The organism is Acidimicrobiia bacterium (genome assembly GCA_029210695.1).
Classification (GTDB): domain Bacteria; phylum Actinomycetota; class Acidimicrobiia; order Spongiisociales; family JAHEDJ01; genus JAHEDJ01.
The window spans coordinates 56,432-77,848 of the sequence record JARGFH010000007.1; the positions used below are offsets into that span (position 1 = coordinate 56,432).

Annotated in this window: 20 protein-coding genes; 13 read left to right on the forward strand and 7 right to left on the reverse strand. The window is 62.8% G+C overall.

Annotated elements, in window-relative coordinates:
- The first annotated feature begins 46 nt into the window (after positions 1 to 46).
- Both merB and P1T08_03785 read left to right on the forward strand, forming a co-directional pair.
- Positions 47 to 511 (forward strand): organomercurial lyase, encoded by a 465-nt coding sequence (gene merB, locus P1T08_03780; GenBank protein ID MDF1595205.1) that lies wholly within the window; start codon positions 47 to 49, stop codon positions 509 to 511.
- A gap of 6 nt (positions 512 to 517) precedes the next feature.
- Positions 518 to 727, forward strand: coding sequence for a hypothetical protein (locus P1T08_03785; protein ID MDF1595206.1), 210 nt, complete (start codon positions 518 to 520; stop codon positions 725 to 727).
- 50 nt (positions 728 to 777) lie between these two features.
- Here the strand turns inward: P1T08_03785 and P1T08_03790 are convergent, their stop codons facing one another.
- Together P1T08_03790 and P1T08_03795 are read right to left on the reverse strand one after the other, a co-directional pair.
- Positions 778 to 1,617 (reverse strand): LLM class F420-dependent oxidoreductase, encoded by an 840-nt coding sequence (locus tag P1T08_03790; GenBank protein ID MDF1595207.1) that lies wholly within the window; start codon positions 1,615 to 1,617, stop codon positions 778 to 780.
- An 85-nt stretch (positions 1,618 to 1,702) separates the two neighbouring features.
- Positions 1,703 to 2,569, reverse strand: a complete 867-nt coding sequence (locus P1T08_03795; GenBank protein MDF1595208.1) for a fumarylacetoacetate hydrolase family protein — start codon at positions 2,567 to 2,569, stop codon at positions 1,703 to 1,705.
- Positions 2,570 to 2,685: 116 nt separating this feature from the next.
- Between P1T08_03795 and P1T08_03800 the strand changes: the two genes are divergently transcribed.
- Genes P1T08_03800 through P1T08_03825 form a run of 6 tightly spaced genes read left to right on the forward strand, consistent with a single transcriptional unit; the run spans position 2,686 to position 7,809 of the window.
- A complete protein-coding gene (locus P1T08_03800; GenBank protein MDF1595209.1) occupies positions 2,686 to 3,756 on the forward strand; it encodes an ABC transporter substrate-binding protein in 1,071 nt (356 codons plus the stop codon).
- A gap of 57 nt (positions 3,757 to 3,813) precedes the next feature.
- The gene (locus tag P1T08_03805; protein ID MDF1595210.1) at positions 3,814 to 4,596 is read left to right on the forward strand and encodes an ABC transporter ATP-binding protein; all 783 of its coding nucleotides are present in this window, start codon (positions 3,814 to 3,816) and stop codon (positions 4,594 to 4,596) included.
- Positions 4,593 to 5,465 (forward strand): ABC transporter permease, encoded by an 873-nt coding sequence (locus P1T08_03810; GenBank protein ID MDF1595211.1) that lies wholly within the window; start codon positions 4,593 to 4,595, stop codon positions 5,463 to 5,465. Before P1T08_03805 ends, P1T08_03810 begins: the two co-directional genes overlap by 4 nt.
- A 16-nt stretch (positions 5,466 to 5,481) precedes the next feature.
- Positions 5,482 to 6,330, forward strand: coding sequence for a fumarylacetoacetate hydrolase family protein (locus tag P1T08_03815; GenBank protein ID MDF1595212.1), 849 nt, complete (start codon positions 5,482 to 5,484; stop codon positions 6,328 to 6,330).
- A gap of 22 nt (positions 6,331 to 6,352) precedes the next feature.
- The gene (locus P1T08_03820) at positions 6,353 to 7,198 is read left to right on the forward strand and encodes an NAD(P)-dependent oxidoreductase (protein MDF1595213.1); all 846 of its coding nucleotides are present in this window, start codon (positions 6,353 to 6,355) and stop codon (positions 7,196 to 7,198) included.
- Entirely contained in the window at positions 7,195 to 7,809 is a 615-nt protein-coding gene (locus P1T08_03825) for a hypothetical protein (protein ID MDF1595214.1), read from the forward strand. The genes P1T08_03820 and P1T08_03825 overlap by 4 nt, the downstream gene beginning before the upstream one ends.
- 59 nt (positions 7,810 to 7,868) lie before the next feature.
- Here P1T08_03825 and P1T08_03830 read toward each other — a convergent pair whose 3' ends face one another.
- Entirely contained in the window at positions 7,869 to 9,101 is a 1,233-nt protein-coding gene (locus P1T08_03830; GenBank protein MDF1595215.1) for a pyruvate carboxyltransferase, read from the reverse strand.
- Between the two features lie 175 nt (positions 9,102 to 9,276).
- On the opposite strand from P1T08_03830, the gene P1T08_03835 reads away from it, so the two are divergent.
- Entirely contained in the window at positions 9,277 to 9,954 is a 678-nt protein-coding gene (locus P1T08_03835) for a GntR family transcriptional regulator (protein ID MDF1595216.1), read from the forward strand.
- A 159-nt stretch (positions 9,955 to 10,113) separates the two neighbouring features.
- On the forward strand, positions 10,114 to 11,043 hold the full coding sequence (locus P1T08_03840) for a hypothetical protein (protein MDF1595217.1): 930 nt from the start codon (positions 10,114 to 10,116) through the stop codon (positions 11,041 to 11,043).
- Positions 11,044 to 11,138: 95 nt separating this feature from the next.
- Here P1T08_03840 and P1T08_03845 read toward each other — a convergent pair whose 3' ends face one another.
- Positions 11,139 to 11,387, reverse strand: coding sequence for a hypothetical protein (locus P1T08_03845; protein ID MDF1595218.1), 249 nt, complete (start codon positions 11,385 to 11,387; stop codon positions 11,139 to 11,141).
- A 137-nt stretch (positions 11,388 to 11,524) separates the two neighbouring features.
- On the opposite strand from P1T08_03845, the gene P1T08_03850 reads away from it, so the two are divergent.
- The 3 genes from P1T08_03850 to P1T08_03860 all read left to right on the forward strand — a co-directional run bounded on the left by P1T08_03850 (position 11,525) and on the right by P1T08_03860 (position 16,983).
- Entirely contained in the window at positions 11,525 to 13,483 is a 1,959-nt protein-coding gene (locus tag P1T08_03850; GenBank protein MDF1595219.1) for an aldehyde ferredoxin oxidoreductase family protein, read from the forward strand.
- Between the two features lie 63 nt (positions 13,484 to 13,546).
- The gene (locus P1T08_03855; protein MDF1595220.1) at positions 13,547 to 15,052 is read left to right on the forward strand and encodes a molybdopterin-binding protein; all 1,506 of its coding nucleotides are present in this window, start codon (positions 13,547 to 13,549) and stop codon (positions 15,050 to 15,052) included.
- The gene (locus P1T08_03860; GenBank protein MDF1595221.1) at positions 15,049 to 16,983 is read left to right on the forward strand and encodes a molybdopterin biosynthesis protein; all 1,935 of its coding nucleotides are present in this window, start codon (positions 15,049 to 15,051) and stop codon (positions 16,981 to 16,983) included. Before P1T08_03855 ends, P1T08_03860 begins: the two co-directional genes overlap by 4 nt.
- Before the next feature lie 74 nt (positions 16,984 to 17,057).
- On the opposite strand, the gene P1T08_03865 is transcribed toward P1T08_03860, so the two are convergent.
- Genes P1T08_03865 through P1T08_03875 form a run of 3 tightly spaced genes read right to left on the reverse strand, consistent with a single transcriptional unit; the run spans position 17,058 to position 21,404 of the window.
- Positions 17,058 to 18,872 (reverse strand): aldehyde ferredoxin oxidoreductase C-terminal domain-containing protein, encoded by a 1,815-nt coding sequence (locus P1T08_03865; protein ID MDF1595222.1) that lies wholly within the window; start codon positions 18,870 to 18,872, stop codon positions 17,058 to 17,060.
- 28 nt (positions 18,873 to 18,900) lie between these two features.
- Entirely contained in the window at positions 18,901 to 20,241 is a 1,341-nt protein-coding gene (locus P1T08_03870; GenBank protein MDF1595223.1) for a cyclic 2,3-diphosphoglycerate synthase, read from the reverse strand.
- A gap of 29 nt (positions 20,242 to 20,270) precedes the next feature.
- Positions 20,271 to 21,404 carry a serine/threonine protein kinase gene (locus P1T08_03875; GenBank protein ID MDF1595224.1) on the reverse strand — a complete coding sequence of 378 codons (1,134 nt, stop codon included), beginning with the start codon at positions 21,402 to 21,404 and terminating at the stop codon, positions 20,271 to 20,273.
- Positions 21,405 to 21,417 lie beyond the last annotated feature (13 nt).

Consider the following 21,417-nt stretch of genomic DNA (forward strand, 5'->3'; position numbering starts at 1 on the left):
CGGTCCCGGTGATGCCCTACGATGCTTGGTGACGAATGGAGTTCCCATGTCCGGATCCGATCTGTTGGATCAGGGTTACGCCGAAGTGCTGCGCCGGTGCGTCGCAACAGGTCGGGCGCCCCACTACACCGAACTGGCCGCTTCGCTCGGCATATCGCTGGAGGAGGCGAGATCGATGGTCCACGAGCTGGTGAGATTGACTCCGGGCTGGGTGCATCCTGGAACCGATCTCCTGGCGTCGTTCCCGCCCTTCAACCTTCAACCAACGCAGTACTGGGTGACGATCGATGGTGATCAACGCTGGTTCGCTCAATGTGGGCTCGAGGCCCTGGCCATCCGGTGGCTGGTCCCGGGCCAGACGGTGAGGATCGATGCGCCCTGTTTGTGCTGCGGCGAACCGATGGTCTTGGAGATGATCGATGAATCCATCACCACCATCGAGCCTGAGGCAATGGTCGGCTACACGAGTTCTGAGATCGGCGGAGATCCGGCCACGCGACCATTTAGGTGAGCGAACATGAACCTCTTCCGGTCGGAAGACCACGCTCGCAACTGGGACCGGTACGACGACACAATGGCAGCCAGCCTCCGTCCGGTGGCCGAATGGGCAGACATCTTTAGCAATGTCTACTTCCGGTCGCGGGGCCGCCCCGATTTCGTGTCGTGGGCGAAGAGCGAAGCAGGCATAGAGGCGTTCGCCGAGCTTCGACGTCGAGCCCGATCCTGACTCCGGTACGTCCCTGACTCCGGCCCGCCGATCGGCGACGCCGTCTGCGTTCAGATCTCCTGCAATGCCTCGGCCAGGGGCTGAACCATTCCTGGGTTGAACGGCGCCCGCAAGCTGAACACCGCCATGTCGAGTCCGGTCTCGAACAATTGAGCCGCCTCGGCGGCCAGGGCCTTCGGGTCGGCATCGGCGGGAGTGAACACGTGAGCGCTGCGCGTGATCTCGTTTGCATTGCGTCCGACTGCCTCGCAGTGTGAGAGCAGCACTTCGTTCTTGTGGTTCCAGGCGTCGGGTTCGATCCTCAGGGCATCCCAGATGTCGGCCCATCGAGCAACGATCTTCAGGGTGCGCCTTTCGCCGCCGCCACCGATGGCGATCGGGAGGCGAGGTCGCTGCGGGCCTTTCGGTTCGCAGTGGGCATCGGTGAAGGTGTAGTACTCACCGGCGAAGTCGAGGGACGGCTCCGACAACAGACGAGCGATGACCTCCACCCCCTCTTCGAATCGATCCATCCGCTCTTTGATGGTTCCCAACTCGAGACCGTAGGCCTCGACCTCGGTTTGAAACCAACCGGCTCCGAGCCCGAGGTTCAGGCGACCGCCGGACACGATGTCCAGAGTCGCAGCCATCTTCGCCGTCACTGCCGGATGCCGGAAGTGCATGCCGTGCACCATCGTTCCTACCCGGATCCGGGATGTGGCGCGGGCGAGCGCGGTGAGCGTGACCCATGCTTCGAGAACGGGTCCGTGCGGGTCGCCGGCGATGGGGTAGAGGTGGTCGAATACCCAGGCCGACTCGAACAGGTCGATCTGGTCGGCTTCCTTCCACACCGCCAGCGTGTCGTCCCAGCTCACATGCTGCGGGGGAGTCTTGATGGCGAATCGTCCCATGATCAAAACCTCTCAGTAGTTCGGATGGCATCCACCCTATGCGTTGTGGGGCTTGCACGTTCGATGCGGCGCGGCACGAGGGGGACTACTCCACTGGATTGCGCAATGTACCGATCCCGTCGATGGAGATCTCGACGACGTCGCCCTTCACCAGGTAGCGCGGTGGGTCGAATCCGATCCCGACGCCGAGGCCGGTTCCCGTGGCGATGACATCGCCGGGCTCTAGCGTCATCACCTGTGACAGCGTGACGATGAGAGATTCGGTATCGAAGATCAACGCCGAGATGGGCGCTTCCTGGCGGAGTTCGCCGTTGACATGGGTACGCATCCACGATGAGGTGATGTCCGGTAGTTCGTCCCGGGTGGTGATGCATGGTCCCATCGGGCAGAACGTGTCGGGGCTCTTTCCGATGAACCACTGGACGTGCCGTTTCTGGAGATCACGAGCTGTGACGTCGTTGACGATCGTCCAGCCGAACACGTGAGAGAGGGCGTCCTGTCGACTCACGTTCTTCGCTTGGCGACCGATGACCACAGCCATCTCACCCTCGTAGTCGGTGGAGCCGGTCGGGTCGTTGGCGAGGATGATCGGTTCGTCGGGACCGATCACCGACGTCGGAGCTTTGGTGAACACCACCGGGTTGTCGGGAATCATCTGTTTTTCGGAGGCGTCGAAGCCTGAATCAGAGAATTCCTTTGCATGGTCCCGGTAGTTCCGGCCGACCGCGATGACGTTCTTGCGCATGCGTAGCGGGGCGAGCAGTCGGACCGCGGAGAGAGGCACGCGCGGGCCTTCCCGTAGCGCCTGCATCGCAGAGTCGACCGACCAATCGGCGATCACGTCGACCATATCGGCCGACCCGAGCCCTCCGGAACTGAGATCCACGATCTCGTCTCCTTCGATGCCACCGACTGCAATCTCTCCTTCGAACCCGAAAGTCACTAGCCTCACTATCTCGACATCCTACATCGCATATGATGTAGGATGTTCTGCATGGCGGAGCAGATGAACAATCTGCGACTGTCCAAACGGGAAGCCCATGGCGAAGGCCTAACTTGGAGGTAAGGATGTTTCGCAAGCGTTCACTAACCGTTCTGCTCATCGTATTGGTTCTGGTGGTGGCCGCATGCGGGGGAACGGAAGACACGACTACTACCGCCGGAGCTGCTACAGCTACCACAGCCGGACCCATGGAGATGACTGAGGTCGTTGTTCTGGCTCCGAACCCGTCCGCTGTCATCTGGTTCCAGCTGTGTTCTGCCATCTATCAGGGATTCCTCGAGGAAGAGGGCATTGACGCCTCGTTCGAAGCCGTCGACGGCTCCGGAGCCGTTCTACAAGCGATGGCTGCCGGTCAAGCCGAGTTCGGCATTCCCGGCCCAGGTCCGTTGCTGGGAGCCCGGGCGGCAGGTGAAGATCCCGTTGCCATCTACAACGGCTTTGCCCAGGCCCTATTCGGGCTGGTGGTGCTAGAAGACTCCGACTACAAGGTCCCTGCGGACTTGAAGGGCACCGATGGACCGACCGTTATCGGTGTCGGAACCGCAGAAGGATCCGAAGTGACCTTCGTACGTCCGATTCTCAATGAGGCCGGCCTGGAAGAGGGCGTCGACTACGAGTTCCTGCCCGTCGGTGACGGTGGCCCCGCCACCGCAGCCTTCGAGCGGGGCGAGATCGAAGCCTATGCAGCTGCCGTGCCGGACATGGCGATCATCGAAGCCCGCGGATTGCCGTTGCTGGAGATCACTCCTCCCGAGTACAAGACGGTGTTCGGAAACGGATATGCCACGACCCAATCACTGATCGATTCCGATCCGGATTTGGTGCAGGGCTTCGTCAACGGGTTGGTCAAGGGCGCCCTCTTTGCAGAGGGAAACCCGGATGCCGCCGAGGCAGACTGCGCGCAGATGAACCCGGAAGAGGCGACCGATCCTGAGCTCGCACGGGCTCTGCTGGATCTGACGCTCGTCGTCAGCAAGCCGCTCGGTGGGTTGCCATGGGGCACCTACGATCCACAGGCCTGGGCAGACTGGGGCCAGAGCCTCGTCGACGACGGGACGCTGGACGAGCTGCCCGACACGGGCGTCGCGTTCACGAATGAGTACGTCGAGAAGGCTCACGCCAACGCCGGTAGCTGATTCAAAGTGATCGAATCAACCGATTCGGTTGATCGGGCGGGGCAGCAGTCCCGCCCGATCAACGACGAGGTCGTGAGAGTCACGAACCTCAACAAGACCTTTCACAAGCGTGGCCTGAAGGCTCTCGACAATGTCGATATGACGCTGCGGCATGGCACCTTCACCAGTGTCATCGGGCCAAGCGGATGCGGGAAGTCCACACTCTTGAAGATACTGGCCGGCCTGATCCCGGCCACGTCGGGTGAGATATTGCTCAGCGGCAAACCGGTCACCGGCCCGAGGCAGGATATCGGAATCATGTTCCAGCAGCCGACGCTATTGCCGTGGCGAACCGCGTTGGAGAATGTGCTGCTCCCCATTGAGATCAGATCCGGCTCTGCTGCCGCGAAGAAGCAGTCGGACGTCGGCATGCAGTTGCTCGAGTTGGTGGGGCTGAATGGATTCCACGATGTCCGTCCTTTCGAGCTATCCGGAGGGATGGCGCAGAGGGTTGCCATTTGTCGGATGCTGGTCACCGGACCAGCGATTCTGCTGCTCGATGAACCATTTGGTGCACTAGACGAGCTGACCCGTGAGTACATGAACGTCGAGCTACAGCGCATTTGCAGAGAACGCGATGCCACCTCCTTCATGGTGACCCACGCAATTCCAGAGGCCGTCTTCTTGGCCGACCAGGTGTTCGTGATGTCGGCCCGGCCCGGCCGGATTGCCACCGTGGTGGATGTTGATCTTCCTCGCCCCCGGAACCTCGACATGATGACTACTCCCGAGTTTGGGGCGCTCGTACATCGTGTGCGAGAGAGTCTCGACATGGGAATCGACGGCGGAGGCTTGGCATGACACAGAAGACTGAAACCCATGGTGTTCCCAGCGCGATGTCAGACGCGGAGGAGCTTTGGTATTCGGGCAAGTGGATCGACCGGGTTCCACAACCGGTCTCGATCTTTGTTCTCGGGGTATCGATGCTTGGTGTCTGGTGGCTGATCGCCGAACTCGAGTTCGTCTCCCGGATTCTTCTTCCGGGTCCGGCGGAAACGTTCGAAGAGCTGTGGGATACGACCAAGAACATCGTTACCGGCGGGCATATTGCGGAGGGTCTTTGGATCACCACCCAGGAAGTGATTTGGGGCTTCATCTCGGCCGCGGTCCTTGGCTTCTTGCTCGGGGTGGTGGTCGGTGAAACCCGGTTGGGGCGGAGAGCGGTCATGCCCTACCTGGTTTCATTCAATGCACTCCCAAAGGTCGCGTTCGCCCCGGTCTTTGTGGCCTGGTTTGGGTTCGGCGTCAATTCGAAAATCGTGATGGCGGCGTTCATCGCTTTCTTCCCGGTGATTGTCGACACGGCAGCCGGTTTGGCGGCAGTCGACGCGGAAACTCAGATGCTGTTCCAATCGATGGAGTCCTCTAGGTGGCAGACGCTGCGCAAGTTGAAACTGCCTTCCGCTCTGCCGTTCATCTTCGCCGGACTCAAGACGGCGGCGGTGTTCTCGGTAGTCGGGGCAGTGGTCGGCGAGTATCTCGGCGGAGGCCATGGATTGGGTGAGCTGATCAGGTTTAGCGCCCAAACGCTGCGGATCGATCGGGTCTTCGCGCTGATCGTCTACCTCGGCGTCATCGGCCTCCTTCTGTTCGGCCTGGTGGCCTGGACTGAGAGGAAGCTGTTGTTCTGGCACAAGTCTGAGATCTTCGAGATCCAGGGCACGGGCTGAACCGAAAGGAAGACACATGAGAATCGCTCGAATTGCCGGGCCGTCCGGCCCCGCCTATGTGGTGCAGGTTGGAGACGGGTCGTGGATCGATCTGCGGCCGCTTGGCATCGACGTAACGACCACGCCGGAGCTGACCGAGGCCGCTGATGCGCTGGCCGCCCTGGACGTCGAGGCTTTGGGTGGAGGCGTCGTGGATCCGACGTTCCTCGCCCCGGTGGTCGCCCCCGGCAAGCTGATGGCGATAGGTCTCAACTACTCGGACCACATTCGTGAAACCAACTCGAACGCGCCGGTGAACCCGATCCTGTTCATGAAAGCGAATACGTCGCTGACAGGGCCCGAGGACGACATCATCGTTGATGCAGCCATGACCTCAATGGCCGACTACGAGACCGAACTCACCGCCATTATCGGGCGCCGTACCAAAGGCGTCTCCAAGAGCGAAGCACTCGATGCCGTCTTCGGCTACACCGTTGCCAACGACGTCACCGCCCGCGACTGCATGAAGTCCGACGGCCAGTTGGTCCGGTCCAAGAGCTTCGATACCTACTGTCCGATCGGGCCGTGGATCACCACCGCCGACGAGGTACCCGATCCGCAGGCACTCGGGATCAAGACGCTGGTCAACGGGGAAGTACGGCAGGACTCCACGACGGGCGAGATGCTGTTCCCGCTCGACCACCTCATTCACTTCCTTGCCAGGGGAATGACCTTGGAGCCCGGTGACGTGTTGCTGACCGGAACCCCACACGGAGTGGGGTTCGTCATGGATCCGCCCCGTTTCCTCCAACCCGGGGACGTTGTGGAGTGTGAAGTGGAGGGGCTAGGTAAGCTCCGCAATCGGGTCGTCGCACCCGCCAAGTAATCCGCCGGGAAGGAGTGCCGCGATGGACGTAGGATTCATGGGATTGGGCGCCATGGGACGACCTATGGCTTCAAACCTCGCACGAGCAGGACACCGGGTGGTCGCCTGGAATCGCTCACCGCTCGAGGCGCCCGAGGGAGTCGAATCGGCCGGCTCTCCACGGGCCGTCGGCGAGCAAACGGAAGTCGCCTTCGTCATGGTCTCGGCCGCCGATGCGGTCGAAGAAGTCGTGTTTGGCGAGAACGGCTGGGCCGATGGGGCCAAGCCGGGATCGGTGCTCATCCAATCATCCACCGTCGGACCGGCCGCCGCCGAGCGTATCGGAGCACGAGTCGCAGCAGCAGGGTTTGGTTTCCTCGACGCACCGGTCAGTGGCTCGGTGAAACCGGCCGAATCCGCCCAACTGACGGTTCTCGGCGGCGGCGACCAGGCCCTGTTCGACCGCTTCCAGAGTCTGTTCGACGCAATCTCCAAACGAACCGTGGTGTTCGGACCGGTCGGGAGCGGGTCGGTAGCCAAGCTCGGAGTGAACGGGTTTCTCGTAGCTGTGATCGCGGCTGCTTCCGAGAGTCTGTCGTGGCTCCGCGAAGCAGATCCCGAACTCGATATCACAACCTTTGCCTCGGTCATCGAGCGGATTTCTCCGTTGGCGGCAGCCCGGGCTGAATCCATAACCGGTGAGGCGCCGGCGGGAGGCTTCTCGCTCCGGCAGGCTGCGAAAGACATGGAACTGGTCGGCGAGGAGTTTGGTTCCGGAGGCGTCATGGAAGCGGTGCGCAGCCTGACCCGATCGGGCCTCGAGCTGGGATTCGGCGAGCTCGACGTGTCGTGTCTCGGTGCTGTTGTCCGCAACCAGGGCAAAGCGTGACGGCAACGGCCGCTTTCGACGCAGAGGCCTGGGATTCGATAGCAGCCGCCAACCTATCCGACGTCATCGGTCGAGTAGGAGCGATGGACGGCGGTATCCGCCGCTTGAGTGGGCGGCGGATGGCCGGCCCGGCCCACACCGTTGTGACCGGCACCGGCGATTCGTCGACTATTCACCGGGCACTGGTGCACGCCCAACCCGGCTCGGTGCTGGTCGTCGACGCCCAGGGTGGGACAGCCCGGGCCGTGTGGGGAGCCGTCATGACGGCGGCTGCGATGGCCCGCGGAATTGTCGGCGTGGTCATCGACGGTGCCGTCCGAGACATCGACGAGGTTGCAGCCACCGGTCTTTCGGTGTACGCCAGGGCGACCTGCCCGGCGGGCCCTCACAAGGGTTTCCGGGGCGCGCATGGGGTGCCGATCCAGTGTGGTGGGGTAGTGGTCAACCCCGGCGATGTCGTCGTAGGTGATGCCGACGGCGTCACGGTCGTACCCGCGCTCCAGGCCGAGGCGGCGCTCGCCGCGGTTGCGCGCGTGATCAGCGCGGAACGGGAATGGATGGATCGCATCCGGGCCGGTGAGTCGACGGCCGATATCCTGGGGTTGGAATAGCGGGTCGCTCCGACCGCGCGGAGCAACCCGGTCCGATCCGTCCGCCTCCTTCGGATTGCCTAGCCGGTCCGGCCCGGCAGTACCTCTCCGACGATCTCGAGGAATTCGTCGTTGGTGAGAAGCCCTTTCTTGGCGAGCGACTTGCCCTTGACTTCAGCGAGGATCGTCTCGATCTGAGTCGTCTCTGCGTCGTTGATCCCGTTCTTGCCGAGCCAGATGGCAACTGAATCGATACCGGAGCCCTTGCCGAGGACGGCCTCCGGCTGCGGCTGACCAACGAGTTCCGGCCGGTAGGGGAAGGGCTCGGTGAGGTCATCACCGACGTTCTTCAACCAGGTGGTGATGATCCCGGATTCGACGTTGTACAGCTTCTCTCCGGTCACAGGTCGATTCGAAGGTTGCTGGACTCCCGATAAGTCGGCCACCAGACGGGCAATCTCTGTGAATTTCTCGGTCTTGATGCCGAGGTCGACGCCGTACATCGTGAGGAGGGCCAGCACCGTCTCCTCAGTTGGGGCGTTTCCGGCCCGTTCCCCGATGCCGCTCACGGTGGTTTGGAGCACCGAGGCGCCCTCGCCTGCGGCCAGGATGGTGTTGGCGACGCCCATACCGAAGTCCATGTGGAAGTGTGTCTCGACCGGCACCTTCAAACGTTCCCGAACCCGGCGCGTGTAGTAGGTGATGGCGTGGGGTGAACAAACGCCGAACGTGTCAACCAGGCCGATGTTGTCGACGTAACCGTTCGTGGCCACTGCTTCGAGATCGTCGAGCAAGTCGGTCATCGTGGCGCGCGTTGCGTCGATCGGGAAGAACGTGACTTTGAGGCCGTTCTCGTGGGCGAACAGAGTCGACTCGACCGATGCTTCGATCGCTCGTTCCAGCGGCCAGCGGTAGGCCTTCTCAATCACGTGATGACTGGCCGGAACCTCCATGATCACCCCGGATACACCGCATTCGAGGGCCAGTTCGACATCGGAGATCATGCAACGCGAAAACGCATAGATCTCAGCATCGAATCCCGCCGCCGCGATCCGTTTCACCGCCTCGGTATCGGATGGAGAGACCGCAGGCAGACCTGCTTCGATGCGATGGATACCAGCCTCCGAGAGAGCCTCGGCTATTCGCAGTTTGTCGTCTACGGTGAACTCAACGCCGGCTTGTTGCTCACCATCTCGCAGTGTGACGTCGTGGATTTGAATCTTCTCGGGCAGATTGAACGAATCGGTCACCTCTGGCAAGTAATTCCAGGGGCTCGAGAAGAACATATCTGTTTTCCACGGGTGTTCTGACATCTCTGCTCCTCGCGATTCGACCCACACTATCCTGCATCCTGTAGGATATCAGATCGAACGCCGACGGCCCGATTGCAGTCCGATGGAACGTCGTTCAGGCGCTCTTTCGGTCCGGGGTAGGCTGCCGGCTTGGCTCGGAGTTGGATCTAGTGGCAGCAAAGGAATGGAGTACGAGGTGAGTGAACCGATGGGTGGGACGGCGACCAATGCCGGCTCGATCTCCAACGCCCGAAGAACCACCCACGAACTCGTTCTAGAGATGCTGCGGCGACAGATCCTCTCAGGCGAACTCGCCGCCGGCGCTCGTCTGGTCCAGTCGGAACTCGCTCTTTCGATGGAGGTGAGTACGACCCCCGTTCGAGAAGCTCTGCGCGATCTCGCATCTGAGGGCCTGGTCAGATTCGACCCTCACATTGGAGCCGTCGTGCAGGGGTTGAGCTCCGTCGAGTTCCGCGAGATCTACGAAGTTCGGATGCTTCTCGAGCCGATGGCGATACGCAAGGCCACGGGTGCGATGACGGCTGAGCTCCTGGATCGCCTCGAGCAGATCCATCATTCAATGCAGGAAGAGGAGGATCCCGCTCGCTGGGTCCAGCTCAATCGAAGTTTCCACCTGGGTATCTATGAGACGGGTGTCTCTCCCCGGATCGCCGCCATCATTCGATCATTGCAGGATGCCTCAGTGATGTACGTCGGCGTCGCGCTCGGTCAAACCGATCTGCTCGGCGAAGGAAATGAGGGCCACGGTGCCATCATCAGCGCGCTTCGCGCCGGCGATCCGGACATGGCAGCCAAAGCGACGCTCCATCACCTCCAGGTGACGATGAAGGCATTCGACAGCCTCCACGACTGACCGACGCCGTCTGCCTTATGATCGCGCTCCCCGCTCGTAGACGCGCAACCCCAAACCTGCACCCTTTCCCGGTTTGGTGAGCCTTTGGGGGTCCTCCGCATACTCCCTCGTGGATGGGTGCCACATAGGGGCTCGCCTGCAAAGAAGGAGATCGAGTACATGAAGTCCTTTCTCGTTTTGGTTGTTGTTGGGTTGACGATCTCAGCGTGTGGAGGTGGCGCCGAAACCGGGGGAACGGCGGCGACGTCCGACGGTGGATCCACGCAAAGCGAAGCTGTTGAAACGTCCGGCGCCACAAACCAGGCAGCGGCCGGGGGGTCGGGCTTCTGTCGAGCAGTTCTCGACCTGGTCGACGAGTTCATTGCTTTGGACGAGAACGACCCCACTCTGGAAGGGAATGACTTCTACGGGTTCATGGAGGACATCTTCCGACGTCTGTCCGCCGAGGCTCCAGCAGAACTCGAAGCCGACTTCTCCCTGACTATCGCGGCCGTCGAACGATTCGGCGAGTGGGCGAAGGATCCGCTTCAGCCGGAGCCACTTAACGATGCCGAACTGCAGGCGTTCGAAGAGGCGAACCTCCGGATTGAAAGCTACATAGAGGACGAGTGCGGGGTCGACCTCACAGATGAAGACGCGCAAGCCGCCGAGGGATTTGACACGGCAGGGTCGGCCGGAACCAGCGGCGCCGCCTCCTTGGCCACTCAGACGATCACCATCGGTGGTGAGACCTACGAGGAGAACCTAAGTGGAGATTATGAGGTGTCGTGCGATTTGTATGGTGACGCCGAAACCGGTGCGATCGGTATCTACCTGGACGGTCCCGAGTTCCAATCGTCCGTATCGAGCTACGACTCGGGAGTCGAACCCGGGACCTATGAAGGACAGGTATTCGTGTTCGCCTCGGATCCGGTCCTCGACGAACTCACCTGGGATCTTCAGGAGGTTGACGGCACATTCGTCCTGGACCAGGCAGAATCGGTTTCGGACGAAGAGTGGTCCTTCTCAGGGAGCTTCTCCGCCTCGATCGAAGATCCGGCTGCGTCAATCGATGTGACGTTCAGCTGCATCGGGCTGGTGGGGTACTAGGCCGACCCGCACCCGTGTGGTGGTGATGTTCCCGGTCGTGATGATCGAGTGGGGCCGGCGATCCCGGTCACCGTCAACGGGAACAGGGGGTGCGGCTAGCTATCGGATGGTGGCCGGATCCGCGACGCGACGACAAATCCGACAATCGGCCCGGCGGTCAAAATCGCCACGGTCGTAATGCCCAGCAGCACGTTGGTCTCGAAGACCTCGGGGAGGCTCGCTTCATAGCCCTGGTCGACCCCGGCGAAGATAACGAGGTTGACCGCAACGATCCCTCCAATCATCAGGCCGATGATCGCTCCGGCCAGTCTTCCAATGATGCGGCCGGGCGTATGTGTGCTCATCTAAGTAGCCTCGCGCCGCCGGGTGAGTACCTCATAGAGGCTTCTTCCTCAGCCCCGTGGGACCAGGCCGCTTCCGGGATACCCGGATGCGCACCGTCCTGTAGGATGCTGGCAAAACGCTCTAGAGGAGGCCCCTAGTGGCATACGGATATGCGGGCAAGATCCTGCACGTCGACCTGACGTCGGGCTCACTCGAAATCGAGAAACCACCGGAAGAGCTGTACCGCACCTACATGGGCGGAAGCGCCCTCGGCCTCTATTACCTGCTCAAGAACACTCCTGCCGGCGCAGATCCCTACGGACCTGAAAACACACTGGCCTTCATGTTGTCCGGCATCACCGGTGCGCCAATCGCCGGTCAGAGTCGGGCCACCGTCGTCGCCAAGTCGCCGCTGACCGGCGGGGTAGGGGACAGCCAGGCCGGAGGCTTCTGGCCGGCCGAGCTCAAGTTCGCCGGATTCGACGGCATCGTCGTGCGCGGAATCTCCCCCAAACCGGTCTACCTCTGGATCAATCAGGGCGAGGTGGAACTGCGCGATGCCTCACATCTCTGGGGCAAGATGACCGTCGAGACCGAAGAAATCCTGCAAGAGGAACTCGGGGACAACCGCATCCAGGTCGCCCAGATCGGACCGGCTGGGGAGAACCTGGTCCGCTTCGCCGCCATCATGAACATGGCGACCCGGGCCCATGGGCGGACCGGGATGGGCGCCGTGATGGGCAGCAAGAAGCTGAAGGCGATCGTGGTCCGCGGCGGCAAGAAGAAACTGCCGATGGCCGATCCGGAAGGCGTTAGGGCGATCATGCAGCCGTCGATCCCGGCCATCCGGGAAGACGAAGACGTTTGGGAAATCGCCAAGTACGGAACCCTCGGAATCCTCGAGAGCCAGAACGCGGTGGGAGGGCTGCCGACCCGCAACTATCAGAGCGGCTGGATGGGCTTCGACCGGGCGGCTGCGATCGGTGGCGAGCGCCTCTTCAATGAACTCCTTCGCGGCGCCGATGAAGGCAATCAACTGAAGCTGGGTCGCGAGACCTGTTACTCGTGTGCGGTTCGGTGCAAGCGAGTGGTCGACGCTGAGTGGCAGGGCCGGAACGTCGACCCGAAGTCGGGTGGCCAGGAGTACGAAACCTCATCGGTGTTTGGTTCCTACTGCGACATCGACGACATACATGCCATTGCCTATGCCAACCAACTCTGTAATGAATACGGCGTGGATACCATTGCTGCAGGTGCGACGATGGCTTTTGCCATCAATTGCTTCGAGGCGGGTCTGATCACGGCGGCCGATACCGGGGGCATCGAACTCGGGTGGGGAAAGGCCGACGCCATGATCGCCATGCTGGAGAAGACGCTCAACCGGGAGGGGTTCGGTGATGTCCTGGCGGAGGGCTCGGCCCGGGCCGGCGCACATATCGGCAACGGTGCAGAGGATTTGGTAATCGCGGTCAAGGGTGCCGAGCTTCCCGCCCACATGCCGCAAGTCAAACCGTCTCTGGCGGTGATCTACGCGGTGAACCCGTTCGGGGCCGACCACCAGTCCAGTGAGCACGATCCCAACTACACGCCGGAACTAGTCGCAGAGTCGCCGGAGAAGTACGGCAAGCGGGCGGCCGACATCGGCCTGACGAATCCTCAGCCGGAGGAAGCGCTCAACGCGGCCAAGGTCGAGTATGCGCTGATCACCCAGTACGCCTACTCGGCGCTGGACTCCGCAGACGTCTGCCAGTTCGTGTTCGGGCCGGGTTGGCAACTTCTCGGTATGGAGGAGTTGGCCGCGGTCATCACTGCAGTACACGGTGAGGAGACGACGGTCGCCGACCTGCTGACACTGGGGGCTCGCCGGCTCAACATGCTCCGGGCCTTCAATGCACGTGAAGGCATCACACGTGAGCGAGACACCCTTCCCAAGCGATTGTTCGAACCACTCGACGGCGGACCCAGCGACGGCAAGTTGGTTGATCGGGTCGAATTCGAGGCTGCCCTCGAGACCTATTACGAGATGGCGGGCTGGGATCCGATCACGGGCAACCCGCCCAGAGAGACGCTCGAGAACCTCGAGCTCGGCTGGGTGGCCGACGAACTCGGCGTGTAGCAGAGGACCCCGCTCGACGGAGTGATCCGGCCGGGGTGCTGTTTACGCACGTGAGGACGAATATTGGCCACAGTCAGGCTCCCAAGCTCGCTCGACAAGTACGCCGGTGGGCGAAGGTCCATCGAGGTAACCGCCGCGACCGTCGACGCCGCCCTGCGGCAGGCGGTAGAGGCACATCCCGATCTCCGCATCCGGCTCTTCGATGACTCGGGAGAACTGCACCCGCATCTGATGGTGTTCTGTCGCGAGGCGGAAGTTCCCCGCCGGGACCTGGCGGCGACTGCGCTAGAGGAAGGCGATCGGGTAGATCTGCTGATCGCCATAGCCGGAGGTGCAGATGACGTTCGCATGCGAGGGTTCCGGCAGCGAGCGAGCGTCGAACAGGCGATATCGGCGGCCCTCGACGGCGTGGATCCGTTGGACGCTGAGGCCGTCGAGGTCACCGAGTGTGCCGGGAGGGTGCTGGCCGGCGACGTGCGGAGCGAGGTGAACGTGCCGGGGTTCCGCCGGGCAACGATGGATGGGTTCTCCGTTCGGGCAGCCGACACGTTCGGGGCGTCTGCGTACAACCCGGTGATCCTGAATCTGGTCGGATCTTCGATGCCGGGGGTTTCGACGACGGGCTCGATCGAGGGCGGCGCCGCCGGACGGATCATGACGGGTGCGCCGGTCCCGGACGGCGCCGACGCGGTGTTGCGAGCTGAGGACGCCCTGGAAACCGGCGGTCGCGTCGAGGTGCGGGCTCCGGTAGCCCCAGCGAAGAACGTCGGCAGGGTCGGAGAGGATATCGAGACCGGGACGACCGTGTTACGCCGAGGGAGGCGTCTGCTACCCCAGGATGCGGGGTTGCTGGCGTCGATCGGACACCATCCCGTGCTGGTGCACCGGCGGCCGGTGGTGCGTGTCATCGTGTCTGGTGATGAGTTGCTGGCACCGGGTGAACGCCCTGAGGGCTCGAAGATCGTCGACAGCAACTCTCCTATGCTCGCCGCGCTGGTGATTCGCGACGGTGGTAGCCCGGAGATCGTGCGGCTCCCGGATGACGAGCAGGCGATGCGCGACGCGCTGAGCCGGCCGGGCGCCGATGTGATCGTTACCGCCGGCGCTGCCTCGGTCGGGACGGAGGACCGGGTACCGGTGATCGTCGATGAACTGGGCGAACTCGTTGTCCACGGTGTGGCTATGCGCCCGTCCTCGCCGACCGGGGTGGGCAGGATCGCCGGTGTTCCAGTGCTTCTCCTGCCGGGCAATCCGGTGTCGTGCCTGGTTGCCTACGACTTCTTCGCCGGGCCGGTCATACGCCGGATGGGGGGATTGCCCGAGCAGTGGCCATATCTGTCCGTCCGACTGCCGCTCGAACAGCGTCTCGTGTCACAGATCGGCCGCACTGATTACGCCAGGGTCCAGATCGAGAACGGGCGCGTTCGCCCGCTCGCCATCTCCGGTGCATCGGTTCTGTCCTCGGTAACCAGAGCTTCCGGTTTCGTGGTGGTTCCCTCCGGGCTGGAAGGATATGCGGAGGGGACCGGAGTGGAAGTTCACCTCTACGACCCGGCGCTCGTCCGATGAGGCAGCGCCAGTTCCTCGATGTTGTCGATGAATCGGTAGCGCATCAGCGCTTCGACGATGCCTGCGCGCATCTCGAACCGCAGACGGAGACCATCCGGTTGGAGTCTGCATTGGGACGTGTGCTGGCCGGTGACGTTGTGGCCGCGGTCGACGTCACCGCCTTCGACAGGAGCAATGTGGACGGCTACGCGGTGCGGGCGCAGGACACGTTCGGGGCCGAGGAACTTCAACCGATCACGATGGCCGTCTCAGAAGTCGCCCTCGCAGCCGGCCAGGCGCCTCCTCCCGGGTTCGAGGTCGAGCCCGGCGTGGCGGTGGCTCTTGCCACCGGCGGGGTGGTTCCGCGCGGGGCAGATGCCGTGCTGATGGTGGAGTACACCGAACCCGACGGGGAGCGAATCCGCGTCGTCCGGCCGGCGGTCCCGGGCGGGAACATCACGTTTGCAGGATCCGATATCGGTCGCGGAGAGACGGTGATGCGGCGAGGCACCCGGCTCAGTTCACGCGAGACCGGAGTGCTGGCGGCGGTTGGAGCCGACCGGCTGGACGTGGTCGCCAGGCCCCGGGTAGCGGTGGTGTCCACCGGTGATGAGATCGTTGAGCCGGGACTCATGCTCGGTGTCGGCCAGGTGTACGACTCGAACCAGCGCATGTTGCTCGACGCCGTCATCGAACTCGGATGTGAGCCGGTGCCGTGCGGGATCATCCCGGACGACGAAGCCCTCCTCGAGCGGGCTGTCGAGGGCTTGCTGTCGGGGCCGGAGGCCGTGGACGTGGTGTTGTTGTCCGGTGGAACCTCGAAAGGCGAGGGCGACCTCAACGCCACGGTCGTCGAACGGTTGGCGCTGAGCATGCCCGATTCGGCCGGGATCGTCGTGCACGGGGTCGCTCTCAAACCGGGCAAGCCCGTTCTGCTCGCCGTTGTGGGCCGAGTGCCGGTAGTCGTTCTGCCGGGCTTTCCAACCTCGGCGATTTTCACCTTTCACGAATTCGTAGCTCCGTTGCTGCGCCGCCTGTCGGGCCTTCCCCCTCACGATCGATCTCTGGTGCAGGCGATGGTTCCGTTGCGGATCACCTCTGCGTCGGGGCGAACGGAGTACAACCTGGTCGATCTGGTGCAGGGACCGGTAGGCCTGGCTGCCTATCCGCTCGGTGCAGGATCGGGCAGTGTGACGGCTTTCGGACGCGCCGACGGCTTTATCCGGATTCCCGCCGCCATCGAGTATGTCGACGAGGGGGCCGTGGTCGATGTTCATCTCCTGCATCCGGAGGTACGTCCCGCCGACCTCGCCGCCATCGGGAGCCACTGCGTCGGTTTCGACTATCTGCTCGGGGTGCTGGCCGGGCGTGGGTATCGCGTGAAGATGGTGCCGGTCGGGTCGACGGGTGGGCTCACGGCCGTGGGCCGGGGGGAGGCCGATGTGGCCGGAATCCATCTCATGGATCCAGCGACCGGTGAGTACAACCGTCCGTTTCTGCCGCCGGGGGTGCGGCTCATGTCCGGCTACCGGCGCCGGCAGGGAATCGTGTTCCGGTCGGGTGATACGACGCTGGCGGACCTCGATGCGGAGGCCCTGGCGGCTGAACTGGGCGAGGGTCCGTTTCGAATGGTCAATCGCAACCCTGGAAGCGGGACACGGGTGCTCATCGATCAACTGCTCGGCGGGCGGCAACCTGAGGGTTACCTGCATCAGGCCAGCACCCACCACTCCGTGGCAGCCGCCGTCGAGCAGGGGAGGGCGGATTGGGGCGTGACTCTCGACACCGTGGCGGGAAGGGCCGGTCTGGAGTTCCGGTTCCTCCAGGACGAGCAGTTTGACTTTGCGGTGCCGGAATCGCGGTGGGATAGGCCCGCCATCGTGGCACTTCGGGAGTTGCTCGACGCCCCGACGATCATCGCGGAGTTGCAGGGGCTCGGCTTCCACCGCTAGACGGCCGACCGTGCCGGTTGTCGATGTCGGTCGGACCCGGCAGAACCTACAACCCAGAACCTACAACTGGCTTCCTACATGAAGCCGGCTGCTACCGCCCGCTGATCCAGAGTCTCTATCACCCGACCTCGCAACTCATCGAAGAACTCTTCGGTGTTGAACTGCGGCACAGTCGAGTGTTCGATTGGTAGGTGGGCGTCGGCAGGCATCAAGTAGTCGTCTTCTGTGAATCCGTGTTTCCGCTCGGAGGCGTAGCCGCGCAGGAATGTTCGGTCGACGGCCGCCAGCAGGTCGTCGGCCTCTACGCCGAGGCCGGTGATCAACCGAATCGCCTCCGCTTCCAGATCGGGGCCGATCATGGAGAACTTACAGAGCCCGGTGATGTCATCGAGGATGAACCTGGGCCCCCGATTGACGGTGGCATCGATCCAGTACTCGAGGCCGGTTTCTCGCTCGACGATCGCCAGAAGGTATGTGCGCATCGACATGTGACCTCCGGCCAGCGCCCATGGATAGGAGGGATTGGTGTGTGGCAGATAGGCGGGGTACTCGACGCCTTTCGATTGCATGGCGAATCCTGTGGCACCCTGGTGGATGGACAACCGCATGGAGCCTTGCCCTAACTCCGGGAACAGGCCGGTTCCGACCGCCTCGATGGCTGTCCTGGTGGCGGCCGCGTCGCCGTAGCTGAGCCCGCCGGCGATGGGGGAGTCGGGATGGCGCAGATTCCACTCCATCGCGTATCCGATGGTTCCTCCGAGCGAGATCGAATCCATGCCCAGTTCGTCGGAGAGATCGATCAAGGTCAAGGCGGCGTCGGCGTCATAGATGCCCAGGTTCGAGGTGAGTAGGGCAAGGGGCTCGTAGTCGACCTTGGCCCGGAATCTCCCGGCCTCTCCATCCGTACGGTCGTAGACGTTCTTGTGGCATTTGATGCCACAGAGGTAGCAGGCCTCCGCTTTGACGATATAGGGGCCTGCTTCGAAGGCTGGCCGGGTGAGAAGCTGACCATCTTCGTTACCCGGAGGGGCGAAGTTGAACTCGGGGAGACCGCCGGCCGGATGGAGCATCCCGACCATGCGCCAGGTACCGACGTCGCGATACCCCTTGCTCCCGTCTCCGAGGTTGATCTCCCGGTTGATGTCTTTGAGACCCCGGCTCGAAGCCTTCGGATTTGGGCCGTCGGCGGCGATCGCCAGAAGGTTTTTCGAACCCATCACGCCGCCGTATCCGCCCCTTCCGCAGAATCGGGGCTTGGCGTCCCCCGACTTCAACTGGTTGTCGGTCGACAGCGCAATCGACGCATACCGGACCGACTCGTAGTTCTCTCCGGCCGGACCGATCACGGCGAAATGCGCCTCCGGATAGCGGTTGTGGAGTTCCTGGATCTTGTCGTTGACCGTGCGTCCGATGAGGTCATCGGCGGCCAGGAAGGTGAACTCTGCCGGGCCGCCGGGTCCTTCGGGATCGTCGGCAGGGGTCAGGCGGAGGAGGGTCGCTTGCTCGCACCGGCCGGTGAAGATGACTTCTTCGATGCCGAGGCCACGTAGTTTGGTGCCGAAGTGCCCCGATCCTGCCGACCACATGAGACCCGGCGCACCGGCCAGCGAGGTCTTGAGCGGGGAGTAGCCGTGGAAAAAGGTCCGCAGACCCGTCATCGCCCGTGTCCCGCTCAGCAGGCCCAGGTTCATGACCAGCGGTGCGTCAGGTGCGTAGGGATCGGTGATTTCGAGATCGCCCAGCAGTTTGGTGGCGCGGGCGATTCCACCGAGGGCGTCCTCGAGATCTTGGCAGGGGAAGGATTCGAATCTGACGGTCCGGTTCGTGAGGTCCACGTGGTAGCGATTCACGGTGAAGTCCGTAGCCGGTCGCAATGCGGTCACTTCCACGGTGAAACCTCCTCGAGATCCGTCGGCGTTATCCAAGCGCCTGCCCGGCGATGAACTCGTCGAGTACACCGGTCAGAGTCGGTTCGCCGATCTCCTGTAGATCGTAGAACACGCGCGTATTCGGCTTCTGGATATCGACGATGCGGGCAAGGTCGATGGGCGTTCCGATCACGACGGCGTCGCAATCCGTGGCGTTGATCGTGGCTTCGAGATCGCGAAGCTGTTCCTCGCCGTATCCCATTGCGGGCAGGATGGTCCCGATTTCGGGGTACGTGGCGAAAGTGTCTTTGAGCTTGCCGACCAGGTAGGGGCGGGGATCGACGAATTCGATGGCACCGTATTTGGTGGCGGCGACGACGGCTGCGCCGATCTTCATGCCCCCGTGGGTGAGGGTTGGACCGTCTTCGATCGCCAGGACGCGCTTGCCGGCAACTACCGAGGGGTCCTCCAACCGCATCGTCGAGGCTGCGTCGATGACCTTGGCGGACGGGTTCACCTTGGCGATGTTGGCCCGGACCGTTTCGATTCCGGCCAGGTCGGCGGAGTCGATCTTGTTGATGATCACGACATCGGCCGTGCGCAAGCTGACCTCGCCGGGGTAGTATCGCAACTCATGTCCCGGCCGATGCGGGTCGACGATGGTGATCGCCAGGTCGGCCTCGTAGAACGAGAAATCGTTGTTGCCACCATCCCAGACGATCACATCGCATCCATTGGGGTCGTCTTCTGCCGCTCGGAGGATCGCCTCGTAGTCGACTCCGGCGTAGATGACGTTGCCTCGCACGATATGTGGCTCGTACTCCTCCATCTCTTCGATGGTGCAGTCGTGCTTTTCGAGGTCGGCGATCTCGGCGAAGCGCTGGACTCTCTGGGCGGTGAGATCGCCGTACGGCATCGGGTGGCGGACGGCAACGACCTTGAGGCCCCTGGCCATGAGCGTCTCGACGACCTTGCGCGAGGTCTGGGACTTGCCGGATCCGGTCCGCACCGCGCACACAGAGATCACCGGCTTGGTGCTCTTCACCTGGGTGTCGCGCGGTCCCAGCAGAGTGAACGATGCCCCGGCGGCCTGTACGACTGCCGAGACGCCCATCACGTGCTGGTATGAAACGTCGCTGTAGGAGAAAGCACACTCGTCGACTTCGAGGTCCCGGATCAACGCGGGGAGTTGGTCTTCAGCGTAGATCGGGATTCCGTTCGGGTAGAGCGGCCCGGCCAGCTCAGGCGGATAGGTTCGGCCTTCGATGCCGGGGATCTGTTCGGCCGTGAAGGCGACCACTTCGACTGATTCGTCGTCGCGGTAGTGGGTGTTGAAGTTGTGGAAGTCGCGCCCCGCGGCGCCGATGATGATCACCTTGCGTTTGGCCATCTGGTTCTCCTGCCTCTCGTGCGTGTGCGCTAGTAACCCGGAATCTGGCGGGGGAAGTAGTCCTGGAGTGTGCCTTCCCGATACACATCGGCCGTTGCGCAATGGAGGCCTCCACCGAACGGTCCGACCGCCCAGAACGGCACCTCGATCACCTCGAAGCCGAGTTCGTAGAACTGCTGCTGCTGGGCCTTCTCCGATTCCTCAACGAAGATGGTGTGCTCATCGAGGAGCAGCGTGTTCATAGACAGCCAGACGCTGCAGAAACACAGTGGAGGTTTCTCCGGCAGGGCGGGTTCGGCGCACGGAACGATCTCCCAATCGTTCATGGCGAACAGCTTCTTCATCTCTTCGGTTAGGGGCACACGTTGCCGGTTGCTGAGGGCCAGGCCCGGCCGGAGCGGTATGAACGTGGCATCGATGTGCATCGGGTGCGCCTCCCAGAAGAGCACCTCGTGGAGTCGGTGCTCCGGAAAATGCCGCCGGAGCCAATCGATACCGGCCCCGTTGGTGGCCGTTGACCGCTGTACGAACAGATCCCTGCCGAACCGTCCGACGTCGGCGGCATCGAAAAGCGGCTCTTCTTCGGTGAGGTTCCACTGCTTGTTCTTTGTGAAGCGTTCGATCTGTTCCGCGTCCGGGAGGGACTCGGCGTACTCCCAGAACTCCATGCCGTCCACGTAGGAAGCATCCGTAAGGCGCGGTTTCGGGGCGGCTTCCCACCGGAAGTCCGGATCCTCCCGGAAGTACTTCTGGAGGAGTGGACGGTAGGCGAGGTACTCGAACCAGCGAGAGCGCTGCGACATCGTGGCTTCGAGGATCTCGTTGCCGACCGTCAAGAGGATGTCGCGGGGTGGCATCACGCCGAACATGGAGTCCTGGGTCCAGTCGGGCGTGGTGACTGCCTGAGAGAAGTCGAGAACTTCCGGTCGGTCGACCGCTACACCATGCTTCTCCAGGAGAGCAACGAAGTTGTCCAGTTGCGCGTTGGCGGCGTCCTCCATCTCCTGCGGAAGCCGGCCGTAGGTGCCCTTCGGAAAACCCCACTTCGGCCAGTCACGGACTGTGGCAGGTTCGGGCGCCTGCACCATGGTGCCATCGGCGCGGCCGACGATGACCCGCTTGAGCGGGTCCCACTCGGTCCACGAGTTCACGATCTTTGCCACCGCGCCTCCTCGT